Source organism: Shimia sp. R10_1, assembly GCF_017744095.1.
Taxonomy (GTDB): Bacteria; Pseudomonadota; Alphaproteobacteria; order Rhodobacterales; family Rhodobacteraceae; genus Shimia.
This window is the reverse complement of the sequence record NZ_JAGHQX010000008.1, coordinates 47326-59920: the sequence shown is the minus strand read 5'-3', so window position 1 is coordinate 59920 and position 12595 is coordinate 47326. Positions and strand designations below refer to the sequence as shown.

At 53.0% G+C, this 12595-nt stretch carries 12 protein-coding genes and 1 tRNA gene; 4 read left to right on the top strand and 9 right to left on the bottom strand.

Features of this window, described 5'->3' with window-relative positions; genetic code table 11:
* Positions 1-5: 5 nt before the first annotated feature.
* Together J7413_RS15205 and efp are read right to left on the bottom strand one after the other, a co-directional pair.
* A complete protein-coding gene (locus J7413_RS15205) occupies positions 6-479 on the bottom strand; it encodes a GNAT family N-acetyltransferase (RefSeq protein WP_209099706.1) in 474 nt (157 codons plus the stop codon).
* Between the two features lie 80 nt (positions 480-559).
* On the bottom strand, positions 560-1123 hold the full coding sequence (efp, locus tag J7413_RS15200; protein WP_209099704.1) for an elongation factor P: 564 nt from the start codon (positions 1121-1123) through the stop codon (positions 560-562).
* Positions 1124-1342: 219 nt separating this feature from the next.
* Here efp and J7413_RS15195 point away from each other — a divergent pair, with 219 nt between their 5' ends.
* A complete protein-coding gene (locus tag J7413_RS15195) occupies positions 1343-1663 on the top strand; it encodes a DUF6280 family protein (RefSeq protein ID WP_058241212.1) in 321 nt (106 codons plus the stop codon).
* Positions 1664-1751: 88 nt separating this feature from the next.
* Here the strand turns inward: J7413_RS15195 and J7413_RS15190 are convergent, their stop codons facing one another.
* The 3 genes from J7413_RS15190 to J7413_RS15180 all read right to left on the bottom strand — a co-directional run bounded on the left by J7413_RS15190 (position 1752) and on the right by J7413_RS15180 (position 4908).
* Complete coding sequence (locus J7413_RS15190; protein ID WP_209099702.1) at positions 1752-2723, bottom strand: hypothetical protein; 972 nt, start codon at positions 2721-2723, stop codon at positions 1752-1754.
* Positions 2724-2795: 72 nt separating this feature from the next.
* A complete protein-coding gene (locus J7413_RS15185; protein ID WP_209099700.1) occupies positions 2796-4211 on the bottom strand; it encodes a TolC family outer membrane protein in 1416 nt (471 codons plus the stop codon).
* Positions 4212-4254: 43 nt separating this feature from the next.
* A complete protein-coding gene (locus tag J7413_RS15180; RefSeq protein WP_209099698.1) occupies positions 4255-4908 on the bottom strand; it encodes a protein-L-isoaspartate O-methyltransferase in 654 nt (217 codons plus the stop codon).
* A gap of 246 nt (positions 4909-5154) precedes the next feature.
* Here J7413_RS15180 and J7413_RS15175 point away from each other — a divergent pair.
* Positions 5155-5228 (top strand) — tRNA-Cys (locus J7413_RS15175).
* Between the two features lie 128 nt (positions 5229-5356).
* Here the strand turns inward: J7413_RS15175 and J7413_RS15170 are convergent.
* The 4 genes from J7413_RS15170 to J7413_RS15155 form a co-directional block, all read right to left on the bottom strand.
* Positions 5357-6073, bottom strand: a complete 717-nt coding sequence (locus J7413_RS15170) for a sugar transferase (RefSeq protein WP_209099696.1) — start codon at positions 6071-6073, stop codon at positions 5357-5359.
* A 728-nt stretch (positions 6074-6801) separates the two neighbouring features.
* The gene (locus tag J7413_RS15165) at positions 6802-7275 is read right to left on the bottom strand and encodes a hypothetical protein (protein WP_209099694.1); all 474 of its coding nucleotides are present in this window, start codon (positions 7273-7275) and stop codon (positions 6802-6804) included.
* A gap of 332 nt (positions 7276-7607) precedes the next feature.
* Positions 7608-8663 carry an acyltransferase gene (locus tag J7413_RS15160; protein ID WP_209099692.1) on the bottom strand — a complete coding sequence of 352 codons (1056 nt, stop codon included), beginning with the start codon at positions 8661-8663 and terminating at the stop codon, positions 7608-7610.
* On the bottom strand, positions 8635-9972 hold the full coding sequence (locus tag J7413_RS15155) for a hypothetical protein (protein WP_209099690.1): 1338 nt from the start codon (positions 9970-9972) through the stop codon (positions 8635-8637). Before J7413_RS15155 ends, J7413_RS15160 begins: the two co-directional genes overlap by 29 nt.
* A 243-nt stretch (positions 9973-10215) precedes the next feature.
* Here J7413_RS15155 and J7413_RS15150 point away from each other — a divergent pair, with 243 nt between their 5' ends.
* Complete coding sequence (locus J7413_RS15150) at positions 10216-11682, top strand: oligosaccharide flippase family protein (protein WP_247743558.1); 1467 nt, start codon at positions 10216-10218, stop codon at positions 11680-11682.
* Between the two features lie 37 nt (positions 11683-11719).
* A complete protein-coding gene (locus J7413_RS15145) occupies positions 11720-12586 on the top strand; it encodes a hypothetical protein (protein ID WP_209099688.1) in 867 nt (288 codons plus the stop codon).
* Positions 12587-12595: the final 9 nt, after the last annotated feature.

The following is a 12595-nucleotide window of genomic DNA, read 5'->3' as shown; positions in this document are numbered from 1 at the left end:
ACCTACTATGTCGCAAGGGTTTTCTGAAACCTGAACGCCAACACATTTGCCCCCTGCCCGCGCATCAGGTTCTGGGAATGGGTGTTGAAGTCATGCACGACCGATCTCCATTCCCCCAAACCCTCATTCTGCATCCAGTGCTCCATCGCGCCAATCAGGGCCGCGCCGACGCCCTGCCCGCGACAGCGCTCATCCACGCAGATCTGGTCCAGCTCCACGAGCGCACTGGCATGCACAAACGGATTGCCTTCTCGGCGGTTTGGCACCGCGAGTAAGAACCCACAGACAGCGCCAGCGTCATCTTCAGCCACAAAAAGCTGCGCACCGTCGCGAATCTTTTCCTCAAAAAACACCCTGGCCGCAGCCTCCGGCACCTCCGCGCAGTATTGTTCTGGGTGTTGGGCCGCATGAATCGCTTGTACCTGCGCCGAAAGCGGCAGGATCATGCCGATCTCATCTAGTGCTAAAATGCGGATCATAAAAAACCTCCGGTTGTTGGCCGGAGGTTTTTGGGTTTTGCCCCCGGCAGATCGCGCTGGGGGAAAGGTCCTGACGCGGCTTATGCGCGCTCGGAATATTCCATGGTTTCGGTGTTCACGACGATGTCTTCGTCCTGCCCAACAAACGGTGGCACCATCACGCGCACACCATTGTCCAGCACCGCCGGCTTGAAGGAGTTCGCCGCAGTCTGACCCTTCACAACCGGCTCAGTCTCGACAATTTTGCAGATCACTTTCTGCGGCAGCGTCGCGTTCAACGCCTCTGCGTCATAGAATTCCACAACAATGGTCATTCCGTCCTGAAGGAACGGACGACGCTCGCCCAGAAGCTCCGCAGAGATCTGATTTTGCTCATAAGTTTCGGTGTCCATGAAGATCAGCATGCCGTCATCTTCATAGAGAAACTGCTGGTCCTTCTGCTCCAGACGCACGCGCTCCACTTTGTCAGCGGACCGGAACCGTTCGTTCAGTTTGGACCCATTGCGGAGATTTTTCATCTCCACCTGTGCAAACGCGCCACCCTTACCGGGTTTGACGTGGTCGACCTTGACGGCGGCCCAAAGACCGCCGTTGTGCTCCAGCACGTTGCCAGGGCGAATTTCATTTCCGTTGATCTTGGGCATGTTCAGAAACCGATAGAAAAAAGGTTGATTGGGTTGTTTTGCATCCTATATCTGGCCAGTCGGCAGCTGGCAAGGAGCCCAAGTCCGAAGCCCAATTTTCAGGCGATATGCGTCAAGCGCATGGAAGCTATGCAAAAACAGGCTACCCGAATCGCGCGGAATGCTTCATAAGGAGCGGCACGCCGAAAAACACAAGAGCAATAACACAAGGACGACGAGATGACCGATTTCGTTGATGCAGCGGCTTACAACAATGAACAAGGCAACCGTGCCCGCAAACTCTTTGCGGCAGTTGTTTTGGCTGCGTTGGATGATGCCATTGCGGATGACAAAAAGTACGGCAATGGGCCGGAACAAATCGCGCGCTGGGCGCGATCTCGCGACGGTCGCGAAGTGCTGTCCTGCGCCGGGATTGACCCCAATGAACGAGTGGTCGAAGGGCTGATGGAATTTGTCGGCAAAGGTATCCGCACCTCCGTCGCGCTGTCGCGCGAAGAAAGCGAACGCCGCAATGCGGCTGCTCAGGCCGAAGCTGCCTGAAGCACGCGCCATGCTGCCAAACAAAAAGCGCGCCTAAAAGGGCGCGTTTTTTGTTTCTCAATTCAACTGAAAATCAGCAGCGGATGTATTATCCAAGATCATGAGCTGCAAGAGCACGGTGAATTTCTCTGCGCACCAGTTTGCGCACGTTCCGTGTGATCCGCTCGCCAAGCGCCCCTTGCAATTCTTGACGCACAATATCTGCAACCATATCCCGCAACATTGCCTCGTCAATTTCAGCTGGCTCCTGCAGATCTTCCAACGGAGCGTCTTCTGCCGGGGCGTGGATCGCACGCACAACTTGTTCCTGAACCGTGTCTTCAAGCGCATCGATCGCAGCGCCAGATACAGCTGCACTGAACTCTTCAGCATCAGACTCTTCGACCTCGGCAACCACGTCCTCAACGCCTTGCATGTCCTCCACATGCTGGAACCGCCGGATACGCTGCTCAAGCACCTGCTGAAAATCAAACGGCTGTTCTTCGTCTACGTCTTCATGTGGGCTGGCGTCTTCGATCTCAGACGTGCCCTCACTCACGTCAGGCTCTTCTTGCCAAGACGGAGGCTCGAACGCCCCCTCATCCGATCCATGATCTGTACTGTCTGCATCAAGCCACTCTCGCGCTTCATGAGCATCGCTTTCTTCAGGCAACGCATCGCTAACGTTTTCTGCATCCAACGGATCGTCATCAGAAAACGCATCGCCAGAAGCGACATCACCCGCCTCTTCAGCTGCTTCATGAATGTCAGCCCTAAGCTCCTCGGCAAGCGCCTCCTCGAAGCTAAACTCATCAGCGCTGTCAATCGCACCACTCAGCGTGTCAGAACCCGCATCTTCCGCATCAGCCACACGTAAAGCTGGTGTCAAAACCAGCATCAACGCTTCTGGCGCATCTTCTTCAACAGCTTCTTCAGCTACAGTCTGTGTTTCAACAGGGGTTTCTGATTGATCGACCGCAGAGCCATCTGCGCGCTCCTCAGCACCCTTATTGTCTGACACCAATCGTCGGATTGATGTCAGCACGTCTTCTATTTCCGTATTCGTTACCGCGTCAGACATACGTGATCACCGCTCTTACCCCGCAGGAAGTGTAGCGAGCGGCGAACCACCGCACAACCGATAGGAAAAATGTTATTGTTTACCAATTGCCTTAAGTACACGGTCGAGCTTCTGCCCCTGCTCAGATCTCAAAGCAGGCGCGTTCTTGACCAAGTTATAATAGGCCTCGGGATCATAGCGTTCGACTCGCAGGTTCAAGTGATCAACCGTCAGCAAACCCATCGAAGACAAAACACCGTAAGCCGCCACAATTTGTGTCGCCTGTGCAGTGATTCTATCTGCTTCCGCATCAAGCAGGTCTTGTTCAGCAGTCAAAACATCAAGCGTGGTACGCGCGCCAAGCTTGGCCTCTTCGCGCACACCTTCAAAGGCAATACGCGCAGCTTCAACCTGTCGAACACTGGCCTGAATCTGTGACCCTGACGCGATGAAACGCGACCAAGCTGTCCCGGCCTGCTGGCGAATGTTGTGCCGTGTCAAATGCAGCGACGCCCGCACTGCATCGCGACGCGCCATGGATTGACGCAACAAAGCCGACAGCTGACCGCCGCGATAAATTGGCCCACTCAGTGTAACCCCGAGATCAATCCCATCTTGGAACGTGTTCTCGTCAAGCACCCGGCGAGTGGAAACACGGGAATCAAATCGCACTGTCGGCCCCAATGCGGCACGCGCACGGTTGACCAGAAACTCCGATGCGAGGATTTCATGCTGAACGCGCAGCATGTCGGGATGGGACCGGATCGCAACCGCCTTTGCCTCTTCGATTGAGTTCGCCGCGCTCGGCAGGCTCGTGGGGGTCACAAGGTTTCCAGGCCGGGTGCCAATGGCTGCCGCATAAAATTCTTCGCTCGCAGCCAGATCACCCTGCGCCGCAGCCAAAGACGCACGCGCCCCTGCGAGACGCGCTTCTGCCAAGGCCACGTCGGTTCGGGTCACTTCACCCACTTCAAAGCGGTCTTGCGCGGCCTGCAATTCTCGCTCCAAGAGACGTAAGTTGTTGATGCGAAGATCAACAATCTCATCGTCACGCACCACATTCATGAACGACTGCACGGCGTCAAACAAAACCTGTTGTTCGACCGACACAAGTCCCTGACGGGTGGCCAGCACCGTTTCTTTGGAAGATTCGACAGCGAACTTTGAAGCGCCATTGTCATAAAGCAGGATACTTGCGGAGATGCCCAAGGTCGCGTCAGGCGTCCAGCCGGTCGTCCGCGTTCCTGTGGCGGCAGACCGTGTTCCCACATAGTCATAGTTTACACTGCCAAACCAATCCACGATTGGGCGTAGCAGAGCCGTCGTGGCCGCGACGTCTTCATCGGCCGCACGCAAAAGCGCACGGTTCTGCTCCAGCAAGCCACTGTGTTCATACGCAGCTGCGAGCGCATCTGAAAGCGTCTCTGCACTTGCCAAACCTGCCAAGCTGGTGCTGAGCGCCAATGCAGCAACGCCACGTCTGGCTGTCTTCTTCAAAAAGTGAAACATAGTAACTGCCTCTTTCCGTATCCGCGCTGTTTGCCTGTTCTGTTTATAATTCAAACGCACGATGTTTCTCAAAATCAGGCATCACCGGAGCGCTCGCATTGAACGCGAAACGCCAGTTCACCTTGCCATCTAACTTGTATCCGATACGCGCAATGCCAAGAGCGCCCTCTACGAACAACGCACAGATCCGGCCTCCGTCTTTCAACTGCCCCAGAAGCCCGTCAGGCAATTGTTGCACACCGCCTTGCACCAAAATCACATCATAGGGCCCATGCGCCATGGCCCCCTCTGACAGAGGTCCGCAGTGAACAATCGCATTGTCCACACCTTGTTCGTTGAAATTGCTCTGCGCCTCAGCTGCCCGATCAGTGTCATCTTCCACAGCGATGACCACTTCCGCCATATGCGCGACGACGGCTGAAGAGTACCCCAAACCAGCCCCCACATCGAGCACCAGATCGTCTTTCTGAACATCAAGGGCATCAAGCATCTTCGCCAAAGTACGTGCATCCAGAACAACACGCTCCGCCCCCAATGGCACACAGCCATCAACATACGCAGCTGCCCGCTGACCTGAGGGCACATAGGCTTCCCGGGGCACCGACAGCAAAGCGTCGATAACCGTGTATTTTGTCACGTCGGATGGCCGCACCTGCGTATCCACCATCGTCGTGCGAAGCTGGGCAAAATCGGCCATTGTACTCTCATGCACTGCTGCGTCGCTAAAGCAGTCTTGCCACAACAGAGAAGGCGCGGCAACGGAATCAACGTGTCTTTTCCGTGGTATGTGACAAGTCTGCCTCCGCTCCCGTTGGCATCATCCGATGCTAACAACGTTTTTTTCGCTTCATGTTTCTCGTCATTCTCAAAAAGGGGCTTGCACCCACCCAAGATTCGGCCCATGTATGCGCCACTTTCGAGACACACTCGAAACACCACGGATGGCGAGTTGGCGGAGTGGTGACGCAGCGGATTGCAAATCCGTGTACACCGGTTCGATTCCGGTACTCGCCTCCAATTTCCCAGATTCGCAGAACACTGTTCGCAAGTTAAGTTAGTTGGGCGTGCGCCAGTTTTAACGCTCACTTTCAATAGAAAAAGGCGCTCAAACGAGCGCCTTCACAAAATAACACTTGTGCCGATACTCAGCAGCCAGTGCGCTTCACCACAGCTTGCCAAGTCTTGAGCAAAATGCTGACATCAAACTTAAAGCTTGTTCGCTGCAGATATTCGAAGTCCATGGCAACACGCTCATCATAGGAAACACTGTTTCTGCCAGATACCTGCCACAACCCAGTGATACCGGGCTTCTGCGCAAGGTAGAAACGTGCACCGCTCCCGTACTTACTCAGCTCATCTTCAACAACTGGGCGCGGCCCGACAAACCCCATCTCACCCGTCAGAACATTCCAAATCTGCGGCAATTCATCCAAACTGGTTTTCCGAAGAAAATTTCCAAACTTCGTGATCCGGGGATCATCAGCCAGTTTGTGGTTTTCAGCCCACTCTTTTGCGGCTTCAGGATTCTCAGCCAAATAGGCTTTCAATTTCTCTTCGGCGCCCACAACCATCGTCCGGACTTTCCAGCACTTAAATTTGCGCCCATTCTGACCGACGCGCACATGTCCGAAAAACCCGCTCCCGCCATCACGCGCGGTGACAGCCCACAAAACGCAAATAACCGGAACCAAAACGGGCAGCAGGGAAACGGCCAGAATAATATCACAGGCCCGTTTTCCATAGCGGCGATAAAAATAGTTCGCCGAATTGCGAAGCGCGGTGCCGGATGTTCGTTTGTGTTCTTGAGTACCAGAAAAGCTCTGGTTTGCGAACAATAGGCGTTCTTCCACAATATCTTTCATGACCAAAACTCAAATAGAACTCAGGGATTTTACGAAAAGTCTTTTGTAGTGCTTTTGAAGCTATTCCGATTCTCGCTTTAAGTAAATTTTAACTTCTCAAAATCGAGATTTTTTTCTGCACCGCAGAGAGCGACAAGCCACCCACCCTCCGTTCATTTAAAAGAAGAAATTGGAGCCATTCTCATTTTGTCAAAATGTAAACTTCAGACCGAAAAACGTCTCTGCTCGCAACTCACTCAACGCTCAATCAAAAATGAAAATTATTATTAATCAAATAGGTACTCAATGAAATCTACTGCAAATACGCCGAAATTGACCCATCGTAAAAGGACCGAAACTGCGGATTAGAACACTTCCAATAGCGGAATACACAGCATAGCTGGAACAAGAATACGCATAATGTCACGAGCGAAAAAGCAATCACTAGTTGAATATTTTGCAACTATTCCACAAGGCATCCGCACAAAAACCGAGCACTTGCAGCATCACAAAGATCAACACTCAAAAGCAATCAGATGAACTACACTAAAAATCGGAAACAATCCCTGCCCCCAATAGACCACCATAAACCACCCAATCGAGACTTTTTCGGCAAAGATTCGCCGAACACTCACCACTGAAAAACACGGCTCTAAAGACGTTGGTGAGATGTTTAAATGCGACCAAAACGCAAGCCGCCAAAAATCGTTATAGCGACAATCGCGCTCAGAAATGACTCTGGGCAGGCGCTAACCCACGCATTCATCCTCTGCCATTTCTTTGGCGCTTATAAGGTCAACAAAGTTCTCGTGGGCAGCCACGACATCGCTGCGCAATCGGTCCGAAATCTGCAAATCATCAATCGGATCGGCTTTGGGCGCGGCTGTGATCGCCTGAATGCGTGTATATTTGCCGCTTACGGTGGGATCACCTCCACCACCTTTGCGCGACGCTGCCGGACTCTCATACCGATTTTCAAGTTTTGGCGAAAAAGAAAAGCGTTCTGAAATCTGGGCCAATACGCGTTCCGGTTCTGTCAGCAATACGCGATGCGTGATTCCAATTTTGTGCGCGTCGTCAAACCGCGCCCAGTGGTGCGCCATCATACCAACCCGCGCCAGATAGTAGTCCGCTGCCAGCGCGTCAGAGCCATACTCGTCACGTCCGAGGTCTGCATATAGCTTCCGTATAGAAGCAATCGCCGCACCTGGCGGGCGGATCACAAAAATTGCGCGCCCTTGATAGAATGCGTCTGGAGCGTTTGCATCATGACGATTGTGCAAGATCTTATCAAAAAGGTACGGCGCCCTGGGTTTCCAGGCGCGGCGAAGCGTCTGGTTTACAACCAATCGACCAAGAGATGCTTCTTTATCGTAGCGTATATGCGCCTCTCCATACCCGCTAATCTCCGGGCGTGAGCACAGGATATTGGAAAGGGCCGTTGATCCGCATCTCATATGCGCCAGAATGAAAATCGATTTCGAAAAATCACACTGCGGCGAAAGTCTTGCGGCACTCGAACCAGCAACGCCTTTGATCACTTCTCTTATCAAGTCTACCTCCCTTTCGAATGAGGCTTATCAAATACAATTCTCAAACGACGCGTTACCGGGCGCTCCACGGTCCGATATAGCAAGATCCCACATCCTGTGCAGATTGCCAGCGCAATACAAAAAACCACCAAAAACTGTGGCCAGCCCGACAAAGGCAAAAATTGCAACACCTTGTATAAGGGGATCATAAGGATCGTATGTGACAAATAAATCGAATAACTGGAATCCCCCAGAAGCCCCAGAAACTTAAGTCTCGTTTCTGGATAACGTTCTTCACAACTCAAGGTACCAGCAACAACCATTATCGCTGCTAGAAAATATGCAAATACACCCCATTCCTGCGGCACCCAATCTATCGCCTCCAATAAAACGATCAACAGCCCAACGGGCAGCCCCCAGCGCACAATCGAAAAATCAAACTGCTGCCAGAGCAATGCCAAAAACATCCCAGCGACGAATAGCAAAAGAAACGCACTGGTCCAGGTCATCAAGATGGGTGAGCTCATCGGCACAAGCCAGCCGACCGCAACCAACGCACACAGAATCGCAGTACTGACCTGAGCCGGTCGCCCCGCCCCGATGCCTATGGCGAAGATAAAAAAGAAAAACATCTCATAATTGAGCGTCCACCCCGGTGTTAAAACTGGCCATATTTCGGTCGGCACCCCGGTGTGCCAATGCGGGATAAAAAAGAAAGACTGCACCAATGCGCCAGCTCGCCTGAACGGGTCACCCGCAGCAAGATCATTGGGCAAAAGAACCGCGAGGTAGACCAAAGTAAGCAACCAGTACAAAGGCACGATACGAATGAAACGCCGTTTGAGAAAGTCTCCAACGGCCTCGTTTCGGCAGGCATGCATCATCACAAACCCACTGATGACAAAAAAAATCAGCACCCCCAAGCGACCGACGTTCACATCACTTTCAAAAGGTAGAGACACCCCTCTTCTCGCATTGAGCGCATGGTGCACCAACACCATAATCGCCGCGACGCCCCGCAGATATTGAATGAAATGCAAGCGTCCGGACTTATGCCCCGGGAGCGAAGAGCCCTCCATCCGTCCCTCCTGTCTCAGATACAGGACCGCGAGACTTGGCCATTAAATTAATCGCCAAACCCGAAAGAAAACCCGCCATCGCGAAAAATATGAAATCTAAATTGGGCGTTCCCTTCACCACAAGCGCACGCGCCAAGCATCCCGCCATCCCCATCTTTAGAGCGATCATCATATGCTTGGCTTCGTCAGATGCGCCGCGTGCAGACATTGAAAACAATTGTGCCAAATAGGTCACCAACAGCCCCAGCCCAATCAGCCCTGTGGTGCCCAAAACCGCAGCAATCCAGTTGGACGCACGCACAGATCCCAACCCAGCCCCAAGCATCCAAGTATCCATAAAGTTCCGCAAAGCTTGCAGATTGAACCCCATACGCTCCGTTCCGGAGTCACTTTCCAGCTTGTTGAGCAAAGAGCGATCGATGAAATCCGCAAATCCTTGAGAAAGCGCATAGGCCATATACAGACTCATAATCATGAGTGGCAGCACCGCAACGACACAGACCCCAACGGCCGCCAGCCGCCGATCAATCAAACCGTTTTGCGAAAGCCCCATCTCGCGCAAGCGCATCACAGCAAACACCACAATCAACAGCATTCCCCCGACGTAGGCCGAAGATGACGTGCCACGGATCACAAGGAAGGCAAAAACCAAGACCATAATGCCAGGAAGTTTGGATCTGCCCTTGTTGTGGAACCAATAGCCCAACCAATAGCCCCAGAGCCCCAACGACACATAGCCATATGAAGAGGCTTCAGGAAATCCTCCAATCATCCGGTCAAGCCCCGCCATCCGCTGGCCTAGGGTCAGCGCGTAGTTTGCGGTGCGGATCGGCTCCAGTAAGAAAGATGTGCCTGTCGCCTGCGTGAGCAAATCCAATACGCCCAGCCCCGCATGCACAAGCGAAACAATCAGCATTGCGCGATAAATGACCTTCACGCCGCCCTGGCGCATCACAACAATTGCTGGGATCAGAAACGCCATAACCGCCAGTGTCATGCGCACCAATTGGGAAAGGTTCCCGCCATTGGGCGCCAAAGGTCGGGACACAATTCCCACCTGCCCGGCCACCCGCCCAATTGCGAAAACCTCAGTTTCTCCCGCAAAAATCCTGGGAAAAAACATCGTGGCGAAAACGGCATAAATATAAAAAAGCAATAGCGTCAGACCCGGCTGCCCCGGCGCCATAAGGCGCATGATGTCATCGGCAATCCCACGCCGCAAAATCAGCATTGCACCCAAACTTAACAAAACAAGATCGTAGGTCATCAAAGATGTACCGCCAATCGCAGGCAGGTTGATTGCCGCCATCATTCCAAAAGGAATGACTGCAAAAAAATAGTTGATCCCAACAAAGGGGCCTCTGCTTAAAACCGCAGCAAGGACAATCAACGATATAAATGTGCTTTCAACAATCTGCATTAATTGTAGGAATACGCGCCCCTTATGTTGTATGCAACGCGTAAGGCATGGCAGCGTGCTCTGCAGATTTTATTTTTTGAGTAGTGACAATTAAATGCTCCAAAAGCATTATTTATATAGCATTTTTATATCATGACTAAAAACTCCCCCTCCGGAACCGCGGATGCGAGTCCGAACCGCATGAAACGCATCGGGCTTGCGCTTTTTGCTCTCATTGCCAGATCACTCCAGCAAGTCGCCACTTTCGTAATCACTCTTTTGGCCGCCCGCTTTCTGGCGCCTGCTGAATATGGCGTTTATGCACTGGCCATCGTGTTCATCACCTTGATCCAGACGATGACCTATTCAGGGTTCTACCAATGGATCGTGAATGCCAAAGAAGATGACAAACTGGTATTGGGCACCGCCTTCTGGATGATCACCGGCCTGGCAACGTTGGCGGCTTCTTTGCTGGCATTATTTGCCTGGCCATTGGCTTGGGTCTTTGATGCGCCCGATCTTTTTCCGGTGCTTGTTCTCCTTGCCGCCATTCAACCAGTGGCCGGCGCTGGCGCCTGGTTTTCCGCAGTCCTGTTGCGTAGGGGCGCCGTCAACACCCACTTTTCAATCATGTTTGCGCAAAATCTTGTCGCTTTGGTCGGCGGCGCAATCTTGTTGTGGACCTGGCAGTCTTTGTTTGCCCTCGTCGCGTTTCGCTATCTGCGCGTCTTGACGGCGATCCTGCTGTACCTGCTCTTTTCTCCAGATCGGCCCAGCTTTGTGTTTCGCCGGGATCTGGCGCGGCAGGCCACAAAATTCTCAGGCGGCCTTTATGGGGCAAGGTTCTTGAACTTCCTGTCCCGATACTCTGGCGACCTTATGCTTGGCTTGATGTTCACCACCGCAGAGGCGGGCCTATACCGGTTCGGAAACCGGCTTGCCTCTGGTGCGACCGACATCGTCGCACAGCCCTTGCGCAGCTTTGCCTTAACCCAGTTCGGCGCGGCGGCACGCAAAGACGCCGAGCTCAGCACACCGCTTAAAAAATTCACCGGCTCAATCGTACTGCTCACAGGAATTGTCGCTGCGGTCGTGGTCGTCATGGCGCCAACTGTGGTCGAATTCTTCTTCGATCCCGCTTACCTTGCAGCCTTGACGGTCACAGCCGCCATCGCGGTACGCTCGGTCCTCAACGTCGGAAGCTTGATTTTAGAGCCAGCTCTTGCTGCACGCGATCGCACTGGCTTGGTGGCGCTTTTTAACTTGGTATGGACCATACTGACGATTGCATCGGTGCTCATTGCGTCGCCATTTGGCCTCGCGGCCCTGGCATGGAGCCAAGCGGCCATCATGATGCTCAATTCCTTGTCTGCGCTTATGGTCCTACATCGCGCAGGCATCGAAACCCGCCCCGCTTTTCAAAGCTTCGCAACAGCCCTCGCCATCGTGGGGCTGTACTACCTGTTGCTCACAGCACTCTGGTCCAATCTACAAGACCTTTTCACAGCCGAGCTCACCGCCTTGTCGGTCGGTTTGATGCTGGCGGCTGCGCTTGGCGGGGTTGTTCTCTATATTTCCTCAAAGCTGCGTGTGTTCACGCTCAGTGTATTTTCTGGATGAAATCCAACGTAAATCTATAATCAGTCAGAGGCCAAACATGCGCCATATCCCTTCTTCAAATGCTTATTTTGTTCATATTCCCAAAAACGGCGGCATGAGCGTCGTCAAAGCTCTGAAAGCAAGTGGCGGCTTGTCCTACACAGCCTTGGCGGAAGATCTGAATATCTCCGAACAAGCCGCGGAAGAGGCTGTAGAAAGCGATTTTCATCACACGCAGCTCGGGCAATTTAAGCCGTCTCACATGCCATTGTGGCTGATTGCAGAGCATCTGCCAAACACCTGGTCCGCCTTTAAAGGCGCCACCACTTTCGCACTCACCCGAGAGCCGCGCTCCAGATTTTTATCCGCTTTGATGCAACGCATGAAAGAGTTTCATGACGCGGGTGCCATTCGCGCCGATGATCCCGCCGTTATTGAAGAGGCCCGTAATGTTTGCGATTGGCTGTCTGCGCGCGACCGCTTTTATGATGAAACCTACATACACTTCGTTCGACAGGTCGACTTCACCCACCTGGATGGTCAACGAATGGTGACAGGCATTTTTGCGGTAAAAGACACGGCAATGCTTTGTGACTGGGTGAAGACAACCACCGGCCTGTCTATTGACATCGGCCACGATCACGCACGCAAACAGCCAAAGAAATGGGCAAAAACCATCCAGCCCATGGCGCGCTTTGCCGGCCGCACGTTGATGCCGCGCAGCGTCAAGAAAGCGCTTCACCCTCTTTGGATGAACAGCGGCCTCTTTACATCTGCCTCAAGCAGCTATGCAGCTGTAGACCTCGGCAACGATGTAGAGAATTTCATCCAAAACTACTACGCGGCAGACTATCGCTTACACAACGAAGCTCTGGATGGGGCAGCCACGTCCGCGATCGCATCCGCAGAAATCGCGGCTCATTGAAAGCGGACG